21 protein-coding genes, 1 tRNA gene and 1 pseudogene are annotated in these 23,169 nt (G+C 32.2%); 4 read left to right on the top strand and 19 right to left on the bottom strand.

Translation table 11 applies throughout. From position 1 onward, the window contains the following. A partial coding sequence (locus ACIQ16_RS09390) for a hypothetical protein (protein WP_396150898.1) occupies nt 1–812 on the bottom strand: 812 nt, incomplete at its 3' end. 44 nt (nt 813–856) lie between these two features. Then, entirely contained in the window at nt 857–1,420 is a 564-nt protein-coding gene (locus ACIQ16_RS09385) for a tyrosine-type recombinase/integrase (protein WP_396150896.1), read from the bottom strand. A 354-nt stretch (nt 1,421–1,774) separates the two neighbouring features. On the opposite strand from ACIQ16_RS09385, the gene dcm reads away from it, so the two are divergent. Together dcm and ACIQ16_RS09375 are read left to right on the top strand one after the other, a co-directional pair. After that, nucleotides 1,775–2,812, top strand: a complete 1,038-nt coding sequence (gene dcm, locus ACIQ16_RS09380) for a DNA (cytosine-5-)-methyltransferase (protein WP_396150894.1) — start codon at nt 1,775–1,777, stop codon at nt 2,810–2,812. Further along, nucleotides 2,760–3,851, top strand: coding sequence for a hypothetical protein (locus tag ACIQ16_RS09375; protein ID WP_396150892.1), 1,092 nt, complete (start codon nt 2,760–2,762; stop codon nt 3,849–3,851). The genes dcm and ACIQ16_RS09375 overlap by 53 nt, the downstream gene beginning before the upstream one ends. Before the next feature lie 532 nt (nt 3,852–4,383). On the opposite strand, the gene ACIQ16_RS09370 is transcribed toward ACIQ16_RS09375, so the two are convergent. The 14 genes from ACIQ16_RS09370 to panB form a co-directional block, all read right to left on the bottom strand. Next, nucleotides 4,384–4,593, bottom strand: coding sequence for a hypothetical protein (locus ACIQ16_RS09370; RefSeq protein ID WP_396150891.1), 210 nt, complete (start codon nt 4,591–4,593; stop codon nt 4,384–4,386). A 52-nt stretch (nt 4,594–4,645) separates the two neighbouring features. Further along, entirely contained in the window at nt 4,646–5,221 is a 576-nt protein-coding gene (locus ACIQ16_RS09365) for a hypothetical protein (protein ID WP_396150889.1), read from the bottom strand. A gap of 201 nt (nt 5,222–5,422) precedes the next feature. Next, the gene (locus ACIQ16_RS09360) at nt 5,423–5,695 is read right to left on the bottom strand and encodes a helix-turn-helix domain-containing protein (protein ID WP_396150887.1); all 273 of its coding nucleotides are present in this window, start codon (nt 5,693–5,695) and stop codon (nt 5,423–5,425) included. Between the two features lie 80 nt (nt 5,696–5,775). Next, nucleotides 5,776–6,582 (bottom strand): hypothetical protein, encoded by an 807-nt coding sequence (locus tag ACIQ16_RS09355; protein WP_396150885.1) that lies wholly within the window; start codon nt 6,580–6,582, stop codon nt 5,776–5,778. Nucleotides 6,583–6,637: 55 nt separating this feature from the next. Further along, nucleotides 6,638–7,882 carry a site-specific integrase gene (locus ACIQ16_RS09350; protein ID WP_396150883.1) on the bottom strand — a complete coding sequence of 415 codons (1,245 nt, stop codon included), beginning with the start codon at nt 7,880–7,882 and terminating at the stop codon, nt 6,638–6,640. A gap of 272 nt (nt 7,883–8,154) precedes the next feature. After that, a tRNA-Ser gene (locus ACIQ16_RS09345) sits at nt 8,155–8,239 on the bottom strand. Between the two features lie 135 nt (nt 8,240–8,374). After that, a complete protein-coding gene (gene ribB / locus ACIQ16_RS09340; protein ID WP_396150881.1) occupies nt 8,375–9,505 on the bottom strand; it encodes a 3,4-dihydroxy-2-butanone-4-phosphate synthase in 1,131 nt (376 codons plus the stop codon). Beyond that, nucleotides 9,495–10,982 carry an LptF/LptG family permease gene (locus ACIQ16_RS09335; protein ID WP_396150879.1) on the bottom strand — a complete coding sequence of 496 codons (1,488 nt, stop codon included), beginning with the start codon at nt 10,980–10,982 and terminating at the stop codon, nt 9,495–9,497. Before ACIQ16_RS09335 ends, ribB begins: the two co-directional genes overlap by 11 nt. Before the next feature lie 27 nt (nt 10,983–11,009). Beyond that, nucleotides 11,010–11,672, bottom strand: coding sequence for an outer membrane lipoprotein carrier protein LolA (locus ACIQ16_RS09330; protein WP_396150877.1), 663 nt, complete (start codon nt 11,670–11,672; stop codon nt 11,010–11,012). Between the two features lie 15 nt (nt 11,673–11,687). Further along, entirely contained in the window at nt 11,688–14,150 is a 2,463-nt protein-coding gene (locus tag ACIQ16_RS09325; protein ID WP_396150875.1) for a DNA translocase FtsK, read from the bottom strand. 6 nt (nt 14,151–14,156) lie between these two features. Next, the gene (locus tag ACIQ16_RS09320; protein ID WP_396150873.1) at nt 14,157–14,531 is read right to left on the bottom strand and encodes a diacylglycerol kinase family protein; all 375 of its coding nucleotides are present in this window, start codon (nt 14,529–14,531) and stop codon (nt 14,157–14,159) included. Nucleotides 14,532–14,536: 5 nt separating this feature from the next. Next, nucleotides 14,537–15,031, bottom strand: a complete 495-nt coding sequence (gene tpx, locus ACIQ16_RS09315; RefSeq protein WP_396150871.1) for a thiol peroxidase — start codon at nt 15,029–15,031, stop codon at nt 14,537–14,539. A 157-nt stretch (nt 15,032–15,188) separates the two neighbouring features. After that, nucleotides 15,189–15,878 carry an RluA family pseudouridine synthase gene (locus ACIQ16_RS09310; protein WP_396150869.1) on the bottom strand — a complete coding sequence of 230 codons (690 nt, stop codon included), beginning with the start codon at nt 15,876–15,878 and terminating at the stop codon, nt 15,189–15,191. A gap of 154 nt (nt 15,879–16,032) precedes the next feature. Then, nucleotides 16,033–16,851, bottom strand: coding sequence for a 3-methyl-2-oxobutanoate hydroxymethyltransferase (gene panB, locus ACIQ16_RS09305; protein ID WP_396150867.1), 819 nt, complete (start codon nt 16,849–16,851; stop codon nt 16,033–16,035). Between the two features lie 132 nt (nt 16,852–16,983). Between panB and ACIQ16_RS09300 the strand changes: the two genes are divergently transcribed. Then, a complete protein-coding gene (locus tag ACIQ16_RS09300; RefSeq protein ID WP_396150865.1) occupies nt 16,984–17,418 on the top strand; it encodes a nuclear transport factor 2 family protein in 435 nt (144 codons plus the stop codon). A 223-nt stretch (nt 17,419–17,641) separates the two neighbouring features. Here ACIQ16_RS09300 and ACIQ16_RS09295 read toward each other — a convergent pair whose 3' ends face one another. Both ACIQ16_RS09295 and ACIQ16_RS09290 read right to left on the bottom strand, forming a co-directional pair. Continuing rightward, nucleotides 17,642–19,060, bottom strand: a complete 1,419-nt coding sequence (locus tag ACIQ16_RS09295) for an L-serine ammonia-lyase (RefSeq protein ID WP_396150863.1) — start codon at nt 19,058–19,060, stop codon at nt 17,642–17,644. 227 nt (nt 19,061–19,287) lie between these two features. After that, nucleotides 19,288–20,607 (bottom strand): DEAD/DEAH box helicase, encoded by a 1,320-nt coding sequence (locus ACIQ16_RS09290; RefSeq protein ID WP_396150861.1) that lies wholly within the window; start codon nt 20,605–20,607, stop codon nt 19,288–19,290. A 255-nt stretch (nt 20,608–20,862) separates the two neighbouring features. Between ACIQ16_RS09290 and dnaK the strand changes: the two genes are divergently transcribed. Further along, the gene (dnaK, locus tag ACIQ16_RS09285; protein WP_396150859.1) at nt 20,863–22,743 is read left to right on the top strand and encodes a molecular chaperone DnaK; all 1,881 of its coding nucleotides are present in this window, start codon (nt 20,863–20,865) and stop codon (nt 22,741–22,743) included. A gap of 96 nt (nt 22,744–22,839) precedes the next feature. Here the strand turns inward: dnaK and ACIQ16_RS09280 are convergent. Next, nucleotides 22,840–23,169 (bottom strand): annotated as a pseudogene (locus tag ACIQ16_RS09280) (hypothetical protein); the annotation flags it as partial.

The raw sequence follows: 23,169 nt of genomic DNA, 5'->3' as shown, positions 1-23,169 counted from the left end.
GGTTTTTTTAGAATCTGCCTAAGTTTCAAATCATCTTGTTGTTCTAAATAATAATATGAACAATATTCTAAAATTTGAAAATAAAAAATGAATTCAAGTCTAATATCGGATGTTTTATTAGCAACATCTAAAATGTCAAGTAAAGTTAAATCAATACTACTTGAGTTTATTTCTTTTGGGAAGTCATCAAAAAGTGTGTAACAAGGTTTCTTAAATTTTAATTCAATTTTCTCAATAGGAAATATCTGTATGGTAGGTGATTCTCTATCGAAATAGGTTAAGTAAAAATTTAAGTTTTTTGCAAATTCAACTTTATTAATTATATCATCAATATCACCTTTTATATAAAAGGAAATAGGCAATCTTTCTTTGAAATATTCTTTCAAATATTCGGGTTTATTTTTACTAAAAAAATCCTTAAACTCTCTAAGATTTCTGTATGTAGTTGGAGTTTCAGTTGATAAAATCCTAATGTTCTCTGCAAAAAATTTTAATACACTAGAAGCTCTTTCAAAATAGCAATCAAAAACTTTGCCTTTATAATTAAATTTAAAATTTCTGTTTATAAGTAAATTGTCTTTTTTTTCTGGTCTAAAAATAAACTCCCAAAGATTTTTTTTTGAATGATAAATAGAATTAAATTCTTCAAACAAATACACATTGGACAAGGAAGGTATTCTTGTTTTTTTTGGAACTATCAAGCAAAATGACGAGTCATTCCAAGTTTTTTGAACAACAGTATAATTTGAAGATTCTTTTAGCTCAATAGTAGGATTATTTTTTGCTAGAATTTTTAAGCTACTAATACTCATAAATGATATAATTAATTTTCACAATATAGTGAAAAAAAATAAAATCACAAACTCATATAAATATCATCCAGCTCTTCCTGTCTTATACCTAAATACCTTTTTGTTATCGCTGGTGATGAGTGATTGAATAACTCACTTAAATACAACAAGGCTTTATCGGTCTCATTATTATTTGACCATACTTGGCGACCAAAAGTTTTTCTTAGCGAGTGACTGCTTATTGCAATATTTTTAGAGCCAAACATTTCTTTTAATTTTCTGTTTACATATTGAACAGTAATTACTGTAGATTGGTTTGAAGTAAAAACGAATCCAGTTCTAACATCTGTTCTCGTTTTTAAAAGTTCGTAAGCACTTTTCACATTATTATTCAAACGGATAATACGTTTTTTATTAGTCTTAGATTCTGTTAATGAAATAGAATCGTTCTCAAAGTCTTCATGTTTCAATTTAAGAAGGTCTGATATTCTTAATCCTGCATTAATTCCCAAAACAACTAAAAATCCTAATTTATAGTTTTTTTCGGTTTTGATTATTTTTACTGCTTTGTTCAAAGTTGAATCAAAGTTTAAGTAGTCACTAGTTGTTACAGAATTTTTTAAGCTCATGGCGTATAGTTTTTTATTTGATGTAAATGTAATTTAAAAAAGTTTCAAAAACAAATTAAAATTAATAAAAGTGAAACTTTTTTAAATCAAAAATCTACCAAAACCACCTCAACCCTTTATTTATAAGGGTTTAGCCAAAAACAAAAGTTTCACTATTGTTAGAAGTGAAACTTTTTTACTTTGGTTTCGATTAGCGACTTAATCGTTGCTTTTGATTTTTGTAATTCTTACATTTACCCCAATATTAACCTAGACGATAATAGATAGAATGCAAAATTTACAAAACGAGCTACTAGAATTGCTCATACATGAGGTTAATCTTGTAATTGACGGTCATTTAAACAAAAAAGTTATATGAAATTTATTGATTTATTTTGTGGTATTGGCGGATTTAGATTAGGATTTGAAAGAAATGGATATGAATGTGTTTTCTCTTCTGATTTTAATATAAAAGTCCAAGAGACCTATGAAAGAAATTTTGGTGAAAGACCAACTGGAGATATAACTCAAGTTAATCCTAATGATATACCTGATTTTGATGTTTTACTTGGTGGTTTTCCCTGTCAACCTTTTAGTATATCTGGTAGGAAATTAGGCTTTGAAGATACAAGAGGAACTTTGTTTTTTGATGTATGTAGAATTATAGAGGCTAAACAACCTAAAGTAGTAGTGTTAGAAAATGTAAAACATCTAATAAACCATGATAAGAAAAGAACAATTACCGTTATTCTAAATGCTCTTAGTAATCTTGGTTATAATGTATCCTATAAAATTCTAAACTTAAAAGATTTTAACTTACCTCAAAATAGAGAAAGAATTGTAATTGTAGGTTGTAAAGTAGGTAACTTTGACTTCAATAAAATAAGAAATCATAAATCAAACCCATTAAAAGATTTTTTAGACACAGATGGCAATTTTGATTATTTAGAAAAATCAGAATATACCATATTGGAAAAAGAATATATAAAAGTTCAAAAGGAATCGGGTTTAAAGTTTATTGGTTATCGAAATAAAGAAGGATTCAAAGGTGTTAGACCAAATTCTATGCATCTTAATAGGGTTCATAGACAGCCAAATAGAATTTATTCGGTTGATGGTTATCATCCAACCATACCATCTCAAGAAAGTGCTGGGAGATTTTTTATTTATTTACCCGAGGAAGATAGAGTTAGAAAATTAACTATCAATGAATGTTACAGAATAATGGGATTTCCAGATAACTTTATTAAGCACCCACTTATTGGTGAACAATATAAACAGATAGGTAATTCAATCGGTGTTAATATGACGGAAGAACTTGCATTTCAAATCATTAATCAAAAATTGCTAAATATAACAGATGAATCATCAAGAGAAATTACTGGAAATTTACAAGAACTCCTCTACAATTGAAGATGTAGTTCTTCCAAAAGAAACACAAATATTATTATCTAGGGTTGGTGCGTCAATTGAATCTCAAAAAGGGGTGTTTACTGTGCTTTTAACTCTTGCAATACATAAAATACTTAATCCATCCCAAGATATAAGATACTTTCAAGTAACATTGCCTAATGGTTTTTCGGGTAGAAGTGTTGATACAAAATTCATTACACCAACTTTAAAACAATTAGGTTTACCAAGTATGTCAGAATCGGGTTGGTTAACAAGGTCTCTTGAACAACCTTATCCATATACTAAAGATTATAATGGTAAAATTAGTAAGTTAAAAGCTGAGTTCTTAGCTATTGTAGATTATATACAACACAATCCCGATAAAGTTACTTTTGTATGTAGAGTTCTTTTAAACTTTGCTATTGATATTAGAAATAAAAATACTATCGAAGTTGTAAAGATTGAAAATCCAGAAAAAATTACTATTGATATTATCATAACTTCTTTGAATGATTTCATTGCTCAAAATTATCATATTGGGGGCGGTTCGAAAATACCAGTTCTTGCTTTTTATGCTATCTATTCAATACTTGTAAATGAATTGAAACGTTATGAAGGCTGTGTAGTTGGGGATTTAGGAAGCCATACATCTTCAGATAGAACTTCTAAAGCAAGTGGTGATATAGAAGTATTTCTAGACGGTCAATTATTAGAAGCTCTTGAAATAAAATTCGGCATTGAAATAGACAACCATATTATTAATAGAGTGCTTCCTAAAATTCACAAAGCAAATCCAAAAAGATATTATATTCTATCAACTTTAGGTATTAAACAATCTGATTTAAATGAGATAGAAGATAAAGTTTTTATGTTGAAACAAGAACATGGTTGTCAACTTATTATTAATGGTTTACTACCTACTTTGAAATATTATTTGAGGTTAATTCATAACCTTGAAGATTTTGTTCAGTTGTTTACCCAACTTGTATATGATGATAAAGAACTTAAAATAGTTCATAAGGAAAAATGGACAGAGATAATTAAAAAAAGGTTTAGTTAATCTGGAGCTTGATTATTTTAATAAAAATCAAGCTGTTGTTGAATTGTATTAAAATCAAAGCTATAAACTTATTGGAATGCCATTCTACAATAAAGTAAAAAGAGAAAGTGAGTTTGAGGAAAGGCTTAATAATATATAAAAATGACAAAGCTCGTTCGATCGAACGAGCCTAATCATTTTTTTGAAACACTAAACGGACACATCCATAGGAATATTCGTTTAAAGTATAAAATTCTAGCATTTATTTTAAAACCTTATCAGAAAAGTTTGTGAATGGCGGTACAAAAAGTAGCTGAAAAAATACCCCAAGAAAAATTTTAAAAATTTTGAACGGCTATTTAAGCACTTTGAATTTTAATAATTTTTTTACCTTCTAGAAATCGGAGGTAACGAGAACTAACTAAGTTGTTCAATACGTTTTCTAATTTCTTCAATTTCTTTTTCTAGTTGCAATCTCCTTAGTTGCTTCTGCAAATTTTGTTTTTTCAAAGGGTCGTTTTCAACGTTTAATTCCAATTGCTTCAATTGTATTTTATCCTGTGTAGTTTTCATCATTCAATCGGTTAGTTAAACACTCTTCTTTAAATAGCTCATTTAATTTGTTATTACGTTCAAGTAGCTTATACTCTTGGAACAAATGCCATTCATCAAAAATCGCATTTTCTTCATACTTTCTGCTGATGTACATTATTAATAATTCTGTCAGTTTTGGACTGTGTTTTAGGTCTGTTACTTTTTCCATTTTTTATTTTTTATTTTATATTTTATATTTTATATTTTATATTTTTTGGTTACTAATTTAATATCCCGTTTCTAACAGGTGATTTTTGTAAATATTCATTGCTAGTAAATTTGTTATTTATTTCTGTTACTTGGTAGCTCACTTCAAACCAAGAGAAGTATTTCAATATTACTTTTTCTACTATTTCTTTGGTTTTTATTGTTGAAGCATCGCTAATGAAGTGTACATGATTAAATCCTCTCTTATCAAGCTCAATAGTATATTTTATAATACTATTAGGTAATTCAGATTTGATTTCTTTAATTAGTTCTACATGATAATCAGCATCATAGTTTTTAAATGGATTCCATGTTACAAAGCTTGACCAATTAGAATAATTATCAATATTAGCTTTACGCTTGTTTACAGGTAGAAATTCAATAATTAAGCTCGGATGTATGAACCATCTTTTACCATCTTTTTTAAGTAACTTAGTAACACCAGCATATTTCTCTTTTACTTTAAGCATTTTATATTTTAACATTCTAGGACTTAATCCTGTAATAGCTGTTAATTGATTAAGTTGATAGTATATATTACTTCTATTCTTATTACTATCATTTATTAGTTTATTATACTCTTCTTTCATTCTCTATTTTATATAGTAAGGTCAAGTTGGAAAGGTTATCTATCCAATTATTATTATGTGTTTTTATAAATATGTGAAACTTTGAAAAAAACTGCACTATGAAGCAATTTTTTAATTTTTTCTAGCAGTTTACTATAAAATCAATCATAGATAAACTGGATTTTAGGGAAGTTGAATAGGAAATATTATTGCACCTATCTTTTAATAACGATTACCAAATAAATCGAAATTACTATTCTTAGACAAAAGATTGTCTATTTCAGCGATTGGATAATAATAGATTTCACCCATTCTTGAAAAGGGTAAAATATTTTTATCACGATAAGTCAGTATGGTGTTATCACTCAACCCAAATAACTCTTTTAAATCGCTATTACGATAGTATTTTTTTGGTTGTCGGATTGTATCAAATTTAGATTTGATTTCCTCTAGGAGCTTTATTATTGGCTCTGATTCATTTTCTAAGTACCTCATAGTATATATATTAAAAATTTATACTGCAAAGGTACTTTCAGAAGTTGCTAGCGTCAAGTTATAGTTGGCAATTGCCAACTTTATTTTTTAAATTCAAAAAGATGAATTGTTTCGTTAAGCTTTTTTAATAGTTTTTCTAATGTCTTGTTGTTTGATGCTCTTTCTGTATAACTACTAAAATCAGATAGTTCACTACTAATACCTTTCATAGGAAAAGGATTTCCTTGGTTCACATTATTTCTTGTTTCAGTAAAGTTGAAATTACTCTCTATAAACAAGCGTCTATGTTCAATTGATTCAAACTCTAAAAGATGTTCCTGTTCTAAAATATATAATAACATTAGAGATTCCTTTTTATTTAGTTTAAATGTAGCACGTCCAATATGTTTAAATGGTATATCGCTCGTATCTGTTTCACTAGAACTTAGGTCTTCATTATCTATATCAGCTATTAATTCGTTATCTATATTTGAATTGAGATAATCAATTTTTTCATATAAATGATTAAGTATTTTACTCAATACTAATTTTTGAGTTGAGATTATTGAATTAATATCATCATGGTTAAAAGTTGCTGTTTCTGATAACTCATTTTTACTTCTTGAAAGTAAAAAATTAACTCTATGATTATCTCCTGACAGCTTCAACTGTTGGATTGTTTCTTTTGTGATTGTAATAAGTTTATTAATATCTTCAACCTTACAATTTTGTCTAATGTAATTTGAAAGATAGGATTCAAATAGCTCATTTAGTTTGGTATATCGGTCTTGAGGAATATCTCTAGGGGGCTTACCGTTGAAAGTATAATCTTTTGTATTTGTCTGGAACTCAATTTTTGCTTGACCAATTTCTTTAATACATACTTTAATTTCGGTGTAATAATCCATAATGTTAGTTTAAAAAATGAAATCCGCTATAATAGCGGATTTCAAATATAATGATTTATTCAAAATTACTGTATAAACCCTTCATATGCTTTTTAACAGAGGTGTCCATCAACTTAGCATAATGTTGTGTTTGTGTTATTCGTTTATGCCCCATGATTTGACTAATAATCTCCATAGGTATATCATTTGCCAATGCTACAGTAGTTGCAAATGTATGACGACCAACGTACCATGTTAAATTTTTATCAATATTACATAAATCAGCAATCTCTTTTAGATAGGCATTCATGTTACTATTACTTCTATTTGGTACTAATCTATTATCTTCAATACATTCTGGGTCATCTTTGTATTTTTCAATAATCCTTTTAAGTGGAGGTATAACAAGTACATTGGTTCTCACATTTGTTTTTTGACGCTTCGTTTTTAACCAGTTATCGCAATCCTCATCTAAGGTATAATTACCTTTTCGTAAATTCATAACATCAACAGGGGCATAGCTTGTATAACAACTAAATAAAAATAAATCACGGGTTACATCTAATCTTCTATTTGAAAAAATTTTATTTTCAATACTGTTTAGCTCTTCTAAAGTTAAAAATGTTGTTTCAACTTCATTCAATTTTTTATCATAAATCGAAAATGGATTTTCTGCCACTAGTCCCATTTTTTTTGCATGACTTATCATTGATGATATATTTCGGATGTATTTAACTGTTGTGTTGTTGGCTAACCCAGTTTTACTTCCATGCCTTCGTTCAAACCGCAAAAATTCATCAAAACCAAAAACAAATTTTCTAGTTATCTTATCAAATTCTATATCTTTCAATTTCAATTTGGAATTTAAGTAATCAGTTATAACGTCACCCATACGCTCATATTTTTCTAGTGAGCCATCTGCACGGTCACCTTTTTTAACTTGTTTTTTAAAGTACTCGTTATGATTTTTAACTATTTCTAAAAGTGTTATCTTCTTTTCAGTTCTTTCATTGAAACAAAAGTTCTTTAAAAACAAAGGAGTTATATCTTCATTTCCATTGTAGGTTTTAAGTAAATCAATATATTTTTCTTCTATTGAATCACTTAGTGATTTTAAGTAGTTTTTTAAATTGATTTCGTTATCCATTCTAACTGGTTTTCTTAGGCTGTTTGTTTTTTCCCATCGTTCGTGTAGGATGTGTTTTGAAGTTGAAAATGTAGAATAAACATTTCCCAAATAAATTTTTCCATAAATAGCAGTTTCACCATTTTGGTTTTTTTTGTCTCCTTTAAGATAGAAGCTCACTTTCAATTTTTTCATAAGTTTTTGTTTTTTTTATACAAAACTACCTTTGAAAGTTCCCAAGCTCAAGCTATAGTTGGCAATTGCCAACTTTTGGTACCCTAATTTATTTGACATCATCGTAGGGTACCAAATAGGGTACCTGTCGAATGAGATTTAAAGTATAAAATGATATTACTCATTTTTGAATAACTTAATTCAAACTAACTCTTAGGTGCCGTAAAATATAGGATTTTGTAAAAACAGGAAAGAATTGAAATGTAAAAAGCCCCTCTTTGAGGGGCTTTCAGCGGAGAAAGAGGGATTCGAACCCCCGGACCTGTTACAGTCAACAGTTTTCAAGACTGCCGCATTCGACCGCTCTGCCATTTCTCCAATAAGACGTGCACTACTTTCGTATTGCGAGTGCAAATATAAAAGGTTTTTTCTATTAAAAAAACAATTGTATTACTTTTTTTAGAAGTTTTTATTAAATACCTGATAGTCAATATTAACTATCTTGGTTTTTAATTAATAATTCAAATACTCGGTTATTTCCAAGCCGTAACCAATCATGCCCACACGTTTGTTTTGGTACGAATTGGTTAATAATTTAATCTTAGTAATGTCCAAATCATGTAAAATTTGCGCACCAATACCAAAGTCTTTGGTATCTACAGCAATTCGTGGTGTCGTAAAATCTCCTGCCGCTTGCAAACGTTTCAACTCGGCCAAACGATCCAACAATTCCACCGATTGCATTTCCTGATTGATAAACAAAATCGCACACTTCTCATACGATTCAAATTTCTTAAAGATATCTTCTAACTTCTTATTTAAGGTATCGGTTAAACTACCTAATATATCATTCGTGACTTGCGTAGAGTTAATACGAGTTAAAATGGCCTCACCCATACTCCAACTTCCCTTTGTTAAGGCAATATGTACCTGTTTGTTCGTAACTTGCAAATACGCACGCAAACGGTATGTACCAAAACGGGTTTGTATTTCAAAGTCTTCTTTTTTCTTAATCAAACTGTCGTGTTGCATTCTGTACGCCACCAAGTCTTCAATAGAAACCAATTTCAAATCGAATTTCTTCGCCACTTCTACCAATTCTGGTAAACGTGCCATTGTACCATCATCATTCATAATCTCACAAATGACACCTGCAGAAGAATACCCTGCCAAACGAGCAAAATCAATGGCCGCTTCTGTATGCCCTGTTCTTCGTAACACCCCACCTTGTCTGGCAATTAAAGGAAATATATGTCCTGGTCGTCCCAATTCGTAGGGTTTGGTATTTGGATGCACCAAGGCTTCAATAGTTTTTGCACGATCCGCCGCAGAAATACCTGTAGTAACCCCATTTCCTTTTAAATCTACAGAAACCGTAAACGCCGTTTCCATATTATCGGTATTGTTCGTCACCATAGTATGCAATTCCAATTCCTTACATCTAGATTCGGTTAACGGCACGCAAATAAGCCCTTTTCCGTGCGTAGCCATAAAGTTGATCATTTCTGGCGTTACTTTATCAGCAGCGGCTAAAAAATCGCCTTCATTTTCTCTGTCTTCATCATCTACCACAATAATCATTTTACCCTGACGGATATCTTCAATGGCTTCTTCTATGGTATTCAGTTGTATTTTATGACTCATTAGTTGTCGTGTTTTCGCTAGGTAGCGAATTAGTATTTCGTTTCGTAAGCATTTTTTTAATAGGTACAAGTAGCCAATCTAAATCAATAGTCAATCCCATATCTTTAGTAGCTCTATACGTAAATAATATAGCAAATGGTGTAAGTATCAAAGCACCTGCAGCAACTCCAATAAACGGAGGAATGGCGTCTTGTCCGGCTAATTTTTTACCAAAGGTATTGGCGAAATTAAATGTAATAAAAATTGCTACCGCAAATACGATAGGCAATCCAAGTCCCCCTTTTCTAATGATAGCACCCAAAGGAGCACCAATAAAAAACATCAACAAACACGAATAGGCAATTAGAATTTTATCGTAATACCCAACCCAGTGGTCATTAATGTTGTTTTGTTTAAATTCCAAATCGGTTTTATATCCGTCCAAAGTAAAAATAGTATTGTTAACATTGTTTTTCGCTACATCTAACACCATCGCTTTTTTATGTATAGGAAACAAATCAAGTATATCATCAGATATTTTAATCTTTTTAGGTACCACTACAGAAGATCCCACAGGGAAATTATACACCATAGAAAGACTTTCTGTATTTTTATCTAAGTTATCACTGTACGAGGCAACATCTTTGTTAAAAGTAGTTTGTAGCGAATCGATCGTATATTTCAATTCGCTCATATTAAGCATGTTGTAAGTGTTTACCAAATCATTACCTTCGTTAGCATTTGTATTTAGTTTGGCTAAATCAATAGTAACCGTATATTTCTTAAAACTACTTTTAGCAAAAGGCAACTTGTCGCGTTCTTCAAACTTTTTGGGCTGAATGTCCTCGTAGTAATTGCCGTCTAACAAATCCAATTGCAATAAATTGGTAGATTCATCACTTTTCAATACGCCTTTTTTAGCTTTAATAACGGTAGTAACCGAACCAAACTCCCCTTTCTTCATATGCATCGTAACGCCCTCTAAAAACGAGCCGTTTTCACCTGATTTCTTTTCTACATAAATAGAGGTAGTCGTACCAATTTTACTAAATTGTCCTTCACCAATAGCCATAGCTGGCTTGGTTTGCACAATGGTTTTTCTTAAATTAATAAAACGAAATTGGGCTTCAGGAATAATACTATTGGCAAATAAAAAGGCAATACCACTAAACAAAACAGTACAAACAATTAAATACCGCATGGCCCTACCCAAAGAAATACCCCCAGATTTCATAGCTGCAAACTCATAGTTTTCCGCAAAGCTACCAAAGGTCATAATAGAAGCCAATAAAATAGATAACGGCAATACCAAAGGCACCATAATAGGCGAATAGAAAAAGATGAATTTTAAGATGGTCATAAAATCCAAATCCTTACCTGCCAATTCGGCAATAAACAACCAAATACTTTGTAAAATGAAAATAAAAAAAAGGATTACGAATACCGTAGCAAACGTAATCAGGAATGATTTTAATAAATATTTATCAATTATTTTCATGGAGTGGTTATACGTAAAAGCTACAGATTAGTCCGCTTTATTAATATAATAATTTGGATATTTCGCTTTTACAAAGGTAAACTGATTTTTTGCTAACGTTTGGTTAAATTTAAACGAAGAAACTGTTAAAGTAGTTCGGGTTCCGTTTTTACCTATTTCTATTAAGTTATAAATGTGATTGGTTTTGGTGTCAATACCAATTAAGATTTCTTTACGCTTATCCGTAGCACTTGAAGGCGTTAGCTTTACATACTGAATGGTTTTCCCAGCCATAGGTTGTTTGATGTCCATAGCGAATTTAAATCCTTTTTTAAAGAAGGTAAAAATCTTGTTAGGTGACATAGTGTTAGGATCACTCTCATCATTATTAGAAACCGTAATCTCTTCATCTTCTGGAACAATTGTGTATATTTTCTTTCCATCAAATAGTTTAGTAACACCCATAAAAGACAAATGATACTTGTTCCCTTGTAACATTACTTTACCCGTACTTTCCTGATTAATTTTCTCTGCTGAGTTATTTATAGCATACTTAAAGTCAATCACCATATTTTTGTACGATTTGGCCTTGCTAACTACTTTATCTAATAACGCTTTACCCGCATTTTTCTCTTTCGGTGGATTATTTTCTACAGTTGTAAATGCCACTAAAAATAGGGCTATAACAGATAGTGTAACTAATTTTTTCATTATAATGTATTCAATCTATTGTTCGTTCTTAAAAAATATTTCTAACGAATTCATATCCGTAATTAAAACTTGTCTGGCTTTGCTGCCTTCAAAAGGCCCTACAATTCCGGCCGCTTCTAACTGGTCAATAATTCGTCCTGCTCGGTTATATCCTAATTTTAATTTTCTTTGAATTAAGGATGCCGAACCTTGTTGTGCCGAAACAACTACCTCAGCCGCATCTCTAAATAATGAATCACGTTCCGATATATCCATATCAAGTTTTATGCCACTATCTTCACCCACATAATCTGGTAGTAAATACGCATCTGCATACGCTTTTTGTGAACCAATAAAATCACAAAGACGTTCTACTTCTGGGGTATCTACAAAGGCACACTGCACACGAATTAAATCATTTCCATTAGAAAACAACAAATCCCCTCTACCAATCAACTGATCCGCACCTCCTGAATCTAAAATGGTTCTTGAGTCAATTTTAGAGGTTACTCTAAAGGCAATTCTTGCTGGGAAGTTGGCTTTAATCATACCCGTAATTACATTCACAGACGGACGTTGCGTAGCAATAATCAAATGAATTCCGATAGCACGAGCCAACTGAGCCAAACGCGCAATAGGCATTTCTACCTCTTTACCCGCTGTCATAATTAAATCGGCAAACTCATCTACTACTAAAACGATATACGGTAAAAAACGGTGTCCGTTCTCTGGGTTTAATTTACGCTGTTTGAACTTTTCATTGTACTCTTTAATGTTACGAACCATCGCATCTTTAAGCAAAGAATAACGATTGTCCATTTCCAAACACAACGAGTTTAACGTATTAATTACTTTCGCATTATCGGTAATAATCGCCTCATCTGTATCAGGTAATTTAGCCAAATAATGACGTTCTATCTTATTAAAAAGGGTCAACTCTACTTTCTTCGGATCTACCAAAACAAACTTCACTTCCGCTGGATGTTTTTTGTATAATAACGAAGTCAATACCGCATTTAACCCTACCGATTTACCTTGTCCAGTAGCTCCTGCCATTAATAAGTGCGGCATTTTAGCTAAATCTACAACCAAGGTTTCATTAGAAATGGTTTTTCCTAAAGCTATAGGCAATTCCATTTCCGCTTGTTGGAATTTAGGCGAAGCAATGGCACTTCTCATAGAAACCATCGACGGATTGGCATTTGGTACTTCAATACCAATAGTACCTTTACCCGGTATAGGTGCAATAATACGAATACCTAATGCCGATAACGACAAGGCAATATCATCTTCTAAACTCTTAATTTTAGAAATACGAATACCCGCTTCTGGGACTATTTCGTATAAGGTAACCGTAGGTCCTACCGTCGCTTTAATCTGTGCGATTTCTATTTTGTAGTTCTTTAAGGTATCTACAATTTTATTTTTATTTTCTTCTAATTCCGCTTGATTAATCGTAATCCCCACTCCCGAATAATCTTTCAACAATTCAATAGAAGGCATCTGAAAATTAGACAATTCTAATGTCGGATCAAATTCCCCGAAATCCTGCACCAAACGTTGGGCAATACTTTCTTCAACAATATCTTCTTCTTCTGGTTTTTCGATAATAAAAGACGAATCTTCCGTTTCAATAATTTCAGGTTGTTTCGGTGTTTCTTGTGGTGTTGTGTCTAATTTAATTTCAGACGCATTTTGTATGGTAGGCTTTAACGCTGTTTTATCTATTTCAAAAGCAGATGGCGCATCACGGTCAATCACTTGCATGTTTGTCCATTCGTCATCTGTATCTTCAATTATAGGATTTTTTTTTAATGGCGGTACCACTATAGGGGTTTCCTCTTCAGTATCTGAAAGCACCGGTGATATAGTGTCTTCTTCCTCTTCATTTTCATCAGCTACAGCTACAGGTGCGGCTTTGGCATCAAGAAAATCTTTTAATTTATCTGGAGAAACTTTAATTCTAAATATTAAAAAAACCACCACACTGAAAATTAAAACCATAATGGTTCCAATACTTCCAGCATAATCTTGAATTAAATCGTTTATTTCATACCCAATAACACCAGACAAATGCGGAACGAAATCCCAAATAAGTCCAAAAAACAAGGAAATGATTACGATAGCATATAGGTCCCAAAAGGCCACTTTATTAATTTTACTAATGGGTAAATCCACCAATAAATACGAACCGATTAAAAAGAAAATTTTTACAAATAAGAAAGAAGCAATTCCAAACCCGTCATATAAAAACAGTTCTGCCAACCACGCGCCTATTTTACCCAACCAGTTTTCAACTACCACATTTCGGTTAGCCAATTCACTAATTTGACTCTGATCCGCATTTCCCGAAACATAATAGGAAATAAAGGATAGCAATAAAAATACAGCAATAATGATAAATAAAACACCCACCACAAACTTTTGCCCACGGGTGGTTTTAAAAAGGGAAGTACGCAATTTTTTATCGGATGCGTTTGAAGTTTCTTTTTTAGCCATTAATTTCTATAAATTAAATAGTTTCGGTACATAAATTAAAGCACCAACAGTTAATGCGCTACTTGCAGCAAATAAAACAGCGCCAGCAGCAATATCTTTAATAAAACCTATTCGGTCATGAAATTCAGGGTGAATAAAATCGGCTATTTTCTCTACAGCCGTGTTTAACCCTTCAATTCCTAATACCAAACCGAAAGCTAGTATTTGTAACATCCACTCTTCACGACTAATTTGAAAATAAAAGCCAGCAAAAATCATTAAAAGCATAATGGAAAATTGCACCATTATACTATGTTCCGTAGTAACTAATTTAAAGGCACCTTTTACAGCAAATCCAATACTTTTGACTCTACCTGAAAAAAATCTTTTATCTTGAATCATTTATTTTATGCGTTTAAAGCCGCGTCGTAATTTGGTTCATTAGCAATTTCACTAACCAATTCAGAATAAGCCACTTTTCCAGTTTCATCAATAACAACAATTGCTCTTGCGTGTAATCCTTTTAAAACAGAATCAATTAAAGTAACACCATAGGCAGTACCAAAACTTCCATCTCTAAAATCTGATAAGTTCACTACATTTTCTAATCCTTCCGAACCACAAAAACGTTTTTGAGCAAAAGGCAAATCTTTAGAAATACACAACACTTTAGTGTTAGATAAATCGTTAGCCATTTTATTAAACGTTCGTACTGAAGTAGCACAAGTAGGCGTATCAATACTTGGAAAAATATTTAAGATAACACGTTGACCTAAATAGTCGTGTAAAGAAACTTCTGATAAATCAGTTGCAACTAATTGAAATTGTGGTGCCGCAGAACCAATAGCTGGTAAAGCGTTATTTGTGTTTACAGGATTTCCTCCTAAAGTTATTGTTGACATCGTAATAATTTTTAAGCATCAAAAGTACAAAAAATATTTTTGCCGAATATCAAATAAGTAAAGTTTATTTACGATTTGGGATTTACGATTTACGATTTGGGTGTTGGTTTTGGATATTGGGTTCCTTTCACCTTTCACCTCACACCCAACACCTAATCTAAACCAACTTCCACAATACATCTTCCGGTACTGGAGCGATAAGTTCTAATGGATCTTTAGTAACAGGATGCGTTAAGACTAATTTTCTAGCGTGTAAATGAATACCTCCGTTAGGATTACTTCTATCAAATCCGTATTTTAAGTCGCCTTTAATTGGACAACCCACAGCAGTAAGTTGAGCTCTAATTTGATGATGACGTCCGGTATGTAAATCAATTTCTAAAGCGTAATAATTATCTAATTTCTTAATGATTTTATACGATAGTTTGGCTTCTTTAGCCTCTGGTACTTCTTTTAAATGGGCTTTAGAAGTGTTATTTTTAGTATTTCTTCGTAAAAAATGCACTAAAGTATCTTCCGTTTTTGGCGGCGCATTTTTAACAATCGCCCAATAGGTTTTTTGTGTTTCTCTGTTTTTAAACGTTTCATTCAAACGGGTTAATGCTTTTGATGTTTTAGCAAACACCACAATTCCAGTTGTTGGTCGATCCAAACGATGTACCACACCTAAAAACACCTCACCCGGTTTGTCATACGCCACTTTTAAATACGATTTCACAATTTCAGATAAAGGCTCATCACCCGTTTTATCTCCTTGTACGATATCGCCAACGCGCTTATTAACTACTATAATATGATTGTCTTCGTGAAGAATTTGAAGATTTTTTGAATCGGAAACTATTTTCATTTGTATTTTAGATTTTTAGAAGGTTAGACATCTTAGATTTTTAGACTTTCTAAAATTCTTAATTTTTATTTATTGTCATTTCGACGAAGGAGAAATCACATTATGCTTAGATTATGCGATTTCTCCTTCGTCGAAATGACAACTTTAATTAGTACTAGTACTGTTCATTCGCATTAGGAAAATCAACCGATTTTACATCTGCAACATATTGTCCGATAGCTTTAGTCATATCTTCAAATAAATTCATATATCTGCGTAAGAATCTTGGACTAAATTCGTGCGTCATACCAATCATATCGTGTAATACCAACACCTGACCGTCTACGCCACTACCCGCTCCAATTCCAATTACAGGAATAGAAATACTTTCGGCAACTTTTTGAGCTAATTTCGCCGGTATTTTTTCTAAAACTAGAGCAAAACAACCAATACGTTCTAACATTTTGGCATCTTCTAGTAATTGATCCGCTTCTTCCTCTTCTTTGGCACGAACGGTGTACGTTCCGAATTTATATATTGATTGAGGTGTTAATCCCAAATGCCCCATAACAGGAATACCTGCGTTTAATATTTTCTTTATTGAGGATTCAATTTCTTTACCACCTTCTAATTTTACAGCGTGTCCGCCACTTTCTTTCATAATACGAATAGAAGAACGCAACGCCTCTTTAGGATCCGATTGATAACTTCCGAAAGGTAAATCAACCACAACTAACGCTCTATCAACCGCTTTCACCACACTGCTTGCGTGATAAATCATTTGGTCTAAAGTAATTGGTAACGTGGTTTCATTTCCTGCCATTACATTACTTGCTGAATCGCCAACTAAAATGACATCAATACCCGCTGTATCTACAATTTTAGCCATAGTGAAATCGTATGCCGTTAGCATAGAAATTTTTTCACCATTGGCTTTCATATCAATTAACGACTTAGTAGTAATTTTTTTATAATCTTTTTTTGCTACAGACATATGCTTTCGTGTTCAGTTATCAGTTTTTTGTGTTCAGTAAATACCGAATGAAATATTTTGTAAAATTAATATAAAGATATGGATTGTAACAATTTTTCGACATTTAATACCAATAATAAAAATGCAACCACTATGAGACAAGTATTTATTTTACTATTTTTTGGTTTTAGTGTAGGAATTTCCGCACAAGAAGAAACGGCTATTAAACAATCCATTTCAGTATTTTTTGAAGGATTACAAACCGGTGATACATTAAAAATACAATCGGTTTGCCACAAAGAGATGAAATTGCAATCGATCACGGAGAAAAACACGGTTGGAGCGTTGTCATTTCAAAGTAATTCAGAATTTTACAAATCCGTAGCCGCCATTCCAAAAAACCTAAAAATCGAAGAACGCCTTTTAAGTTATAACATTCAAATAGATGGCACTATGGCAAACGTTTGGACACCTTACGAATTTTATGTGAATGAAAAACAAAGTCATATTGGAACAAATTCCTTTACTTTGCTGTTAGAAAACAACAGTTGGAAAATAGTTCATATAATTGATACTCGAAGAAAATAAGAATATACTATTTATTTTTAAACACAGATTATAGAAATTAATATAATTAGTAAAATCTGTGTTACTTTTTTATATTCCAATTACAAATAAGTTTTAAACACAGATTATAGAAATTAATATAATTAGTAAAATCTGTGTTGCTTTTTTATATTCCAATTACAAATAAGTTTTAAACACAGATTATAGAAATTAATATAATTAGTAAAATCTGTGTTGATGATAATTAACAATCTGCCAATCCTACTCCAATAGCCAAACCACCTTCGGAGGTTTCTTTGTATTTTGAATTCATGTCTTTAGCGGTTTCCCACATGGTGGCTACTACTTTATCTAAAGGTACCAACACGTTTTTAGCATCGGTTTCTAAAGCCAATTCGGCAGCATTTATGGCTTTTATAGCACCCATAGTATTGCGCTCTATACAAGGTACTTGCACCAAACCACCAATAGGATCGCACGTCATTCCTAAATGATGTTCCATAGCTATTTCAGCAGCTACCAATACTTGTTCTGGCGTACCACCCATTAATTCGCATAACGCTGCTGCAGCCATAGAAGAGGAAACCCCTATTTCTGCTTGACAACCACCCATAGCTGCGGAAATAGTAGCTCCTTTTTTGAAAATACTCCCTATTTGCCCAGCAACCATTAAAAATTGTTTGATTTCTTTTTCACCAGCGTGATGATTTTCAATCACCAAATAATACATTAATACAGCCGGGATAACCCCTGCACTTCCATTGGTAGGTGCGGTTACTACTCGACCTAAAGAAGCATTTACTTCATTTACTGCCAAGGCAAAACAAGACACCCATTTTAATATTTGACGAAATTTCACTTCCGTATGACGAATACATTGCAACCATTCTTGAGGTGAATTGTAATTGGCTATTCCAATTAAATTGGTATGCATATCGTACGCTCTTCTTTTCACATTTAATCCACCCGGTAAAATACCATCGGTATGAGCACCAATATACATACATTCCAACATCGTATTCCAAATGCGCATTAATTCGGAATGAATTACTTCTTCAGAACGCATTGATTTTTCATTTTCGTACACAATATCAGAAATGGTCTTGCGCTCTGTTTGACAAAATTCTAACAATTCTACACCTGTATTTACCAAGAATGGAAAGGCACATTTAATCTCTGAATTTGTATCCATATCATCCTCTTCTTTAACTACAAAGCCACCTCCAATTGAATAAAAAGTTGAACTGTATTCTGTATCATTTGTATAGGCAGTAAACACCATACCATTAGCATGAAAAGGCAAAAAATTCTTATTGAAAAAGATATCTGATACTACATTAAAATGAATCTTGAATTCATTATCCAATAGCAATTCATTATTCGTTTTTATGTCTTCAATAATTGATGAAATGGCATCAATTGGCACAAATTCCGGATCAGCACCACTTAATCCTAACATTACGGCTAAGTCGGTAGCATGTCCTTTTCCCGTTAAAGAAAGCGAGCCATACAAATCGACTTTTACGCGATGTACCGAAGCAATTATATTTTGATTTCGTAATTCGGCTAAAAATTGTTCAGCAGCACGCCAAGGTCCTAAAGTATGAGAACTTGAAGGGCCCACGCCTATTTTTAACATATCAAAAACTGAAATACATTCCATATACTAAATCGTTATAGTAGCAAAGATAGTATTTGAAGTTGGAAGTACGAAGTTGGAAGTGAAAATATTTGAAAAATGTAGTTAAAATAAAAAAAAGGAACAAATTCTATAGAACTTATTCCTTTTATGTTGTTGGCTTCGAGTGCCTCAGCCAACAAAGCTGTTAAATATTTTATTTCTTGTATTGTTGGCTGAGGTTCTCGAAGCCAACAATACCTTAAACCCTCCTAATACCAACGCTTCTTATTCTGTTTAGAAGCATCTGATTTTCTTGAATTTGAAGCATCTGCATTTGCAGATTTAGCTGCTTTTGGTGTTTTTGGTGCGTTATTTTGTTTTTGTTTGGCAGGATTTCTTCTGTCGCCTCGGGTATCCGTTTCTTTGTTTTTTAATTCGTCTTCCGTAAATGCTCTATACGGATACGGATTTTCTTTCACTACTTTAATTTGCTGACGGGTTAATTTTTCAATGTCTTTCCAATACGGCAATTCGTCTTTTCCACAAAATGAAATGGCTAAACCTTCATTACCTGCTCTACCCGTTCTACCAATTCGGTGTACGTAAGTTTCTGGGATGTTTGGTAAATCGAAATTAATCACATAAGGTAACAAATCGATATCAATACCACGAGCCGCAATGTCTGTCGCCACTAAAACGGAGATTTCTTGACTTTTAAATCCGTCTAAGGTTTTTATCCTGTTGTTTTGAGATTTGTTTCCGTGAATGGCTTCAGCAGAAATATTTTTCACTTTTAATGCTTTTACCACATTATCAGCACTGTGTTTGGTTCGTACAAAAACCAACACATTATTTATTTTTTCTTCTTCAATTAAATGAATCAGTAATTTTCGTTTGTCTTCTTTTTGAACCATATATACTTTTTGGTTCACGCGTTCTGCGGTGCTTGAAATTGGAGCTACCGAAACGTATTTAGGTTTCTTCAAAAATTGATCGGCTAATTCTCTAATCGCGACAGGCATCGTAGCAGAAAACAATAAAGTTTGACGGTTTTCAGGAATTAACTTAATGATTTTCTTTACATCATTAATAAAACCCATATCTAACATCTGATCCGCTTCATCAATCACCAAATGATGCAGGTTATCCATATCTAAAAACCCTTGCTTATTCAAATCTAAAAAGCGACCTGGAGTAGCAATTAAAATATCAACACCATCTTTTAGCTGTTGCACTTGCGGCACTTGACTTACCCCACCATAAATCACCATCGATTTGGTATTCATATATTTTCCGTAGGTAGCAAAACTATCTTGGATTTGGTGTGCTAATTCACGTGTAGGAGCTAAAACTAAAGTTCTAATTACCTTACGTTTCGTTTTTGAACCTACAATTGGATGTAAATAATTTAAAATTGGAATGGCGAATGCACCGGTTTTACCTGTTCCTGTTTGGGCACAACCCACTAAATCGTGCTCTTCTAATATAACAGGTATGGCTTGTTGTTGTATAGGCGTTGGCGTAATATATTTTTCTTCTTCTAAAACTTGAAGTATATTTCTATGTAAATGTAAATCTTGAAATGTCATATTTGTATTTTGAACGGCAAAGATACAACTTTGAATGTGGATTAGAGAATTTTGATTTGCTTAATTTACAAATTACCTACGATTTTTGACAGATTACCAACACATTAGCTAAAAATAAAATGACACAATGTCAGATATTTTTGCCATACAAAAGAAATACTGCCAATTTTATACCTATATAATTATTGGCACAAAACTTGACTTATCCAAAAAGAGTTTAAAAAATAAACCGAATAAAATTTAAAATTAAATAAAATGAGTAAGATTATTGGAATCGATTTAGGTACAACCAATTCTTGTGTTTCTGTAATGGAAGGTGGAGAACCAGTTGTAATTGCTAATGCAGAAGGAAAAAGAACAACGCCATCTGTAATTGCATTTGTAGAAGGTGGAGAAATTAAAATTGGAGATGCTGCTAAAAGACAAGCGGTAACTAACCCAACTAAAACTATTGCATCTATCAAAAGATTTATGGGTAACAAGTACTCGGAAAGTTCTAAAGAGGCTTCTACTGTTGCTTACAAAGTAGTTAAAGGTGATAACGACACACCACGTGTTGATATTGATGGACGTTTATATACGCCACAAGAATTATCTGCAATGACTTTGCAAAAAATGAAAAAAACTGCTGAAGACTATTTAGGTCATTCAGTTTCAGAAGCAGTAATTACTGTTCCTGCATATTTTAACGATGCACAACGTCAAGCGACTAAAGAAGCTGGTGAAATTGCAGGTTTAAAAGTAATGAGAATTATCAATGAGCCAACTGCTGCGGCATTAGCTTACGGATTAGACAAACAAGGTACAGATCAAAAAATTGCAGTATTCGATTTAGGTGGTGGTACTTTTGATATTTCTATCTTAGAATTAGGAGATGGTGTTTTTGAAGTACTATCTACTAATGGAGATACACACTTAGGTGGAGACGATTTTGACCAAGTAATTATCGACTGGTTAGCAAACGACTTTAATGCTGCTGAAGGTTTAGATTTAAGAAAAGACCCAACGGCGTTACAACGTTTAAAAGAAGCGGCTGAAAAAGCGAAGATTGAATTATCTGCTTCTGCTCAAACTGAAATTAACTTACCATACGTTACGGCTACGGCTTCAGGACCAAAACACTTAGTACAAACATTAACACGTGCTAAATTTGAGCAATTAGCTGATTCTTTAATCAAGCGTTCAATGGAACCAGTTGTTAAAGCTTTAAAAGATGCTGGTTTATCCGTTTCTGATATTGATGAAGTTATCTTAGTTGGAGGTTCTACTCGTATCCCAGTTATTCAAGAACAAGTGGAGAAATTCTTCGGTAAAAAACCATCAAAAGGAGTAAATCCTGATGAAGTTGTTGCTATTGGTGCAGCTATTCAAGGTGGGGTTTTAACTGGTGATGTAAAAGACGTATTGTTATTAGACGTTACACCTTTATCATTAGGTATCGAAACTATGGGTAATGTAATGACGAAATTAATTGAGTCTAACACTACTATCCCAACAAAAAAATCACAAGTTTTCTCAACGGCTGCAGACAACCAACCAAGTGTTGAAATTCACGTTATTCAAGGTGAAAGAACAATGGCAGCTGATAACAAAACTATTGGTCGTTTCCATTTAGATGGTATTCCACCAGCAGCAAGAGGTATTCCTCAAATTGAAGTAACTTTTGATATTGATGCTAATGGTATCATTAAAGTTTCTGCAACTGATAAAGGAACTGGAAAATCTCACGATATTCGTATCGAAGCGTCTTCTGGTTTAACAGCTGAAGAAATCGAAAGAATGAAAAAAGATGCTGAATTAAATGCTGAATCAGATAAAATTGCTAAAGAAACGGCTGATAAAGTAAATGAAGCAGATTCTATGATTTTCCAAACAGAAAAACAATTAGCTGAATTTGGTGAAAAATTATCAGAAGATAACAAAACAGCTATCAACTTAGCTTTAATTGAATTAAAAATGGCTTACGAAGCAAAAGATGTTGCTGCAATTACGCCTGCTTTAGAGAAAATCAATACAGCTTGGACAAACGCATCTGCTGAAATGTACAACACTGGAGACGCTCAAGGAGCTGCGCAAGCAGAACCACAAGCTTCAGGTGATACTACACAAGATGTAGAATTTGAAGAAGTAAAATAATTTACGAGTTACGAAGTAAGATTTACGAGTGAATCTTAAATTTAAATAGTAAAAAACCGAGTAAGAAATTACTCGGTTTTTTTTTATTTTATATATCTAAATAGATGATTGAAGTTGTTCGTACTTATTATGTATATACAGAATAACAATTCCAAATACCACAGATAAAACTAATAAAATTAAATTTAAAATTCCTTCCGTATTAAAAGATAGTTTAATCATAATTGTAGAAATAATAAATCCTGAGTTTCTGATTACAGTACTAAACTTATCAGAATGCAAAAATGAAAACAGCAAAATTAAAACATCCACTAAAATTAAAATAGTAAAAAAATCTTCAAAGAATATTTTATTAATATCTTCAAATTTATACAATAAAGTATTTACTGAAAAGAAACTTGTATTTATCCAATTAATGAAGCTATA

The organism is Flavobacterium sp., from assembly GCF_044360715.1.
In the GTDB taxonomy this organism is placed as follows: domain Bacteria; phylum Bacteroidota; class Bacteroidia; order Flavobacteriales; family Flavobacteriaceae; genus Flavobacterium.
This window is presented reverse-complemented; position numbering and strand designations above follow the sequence as displayed.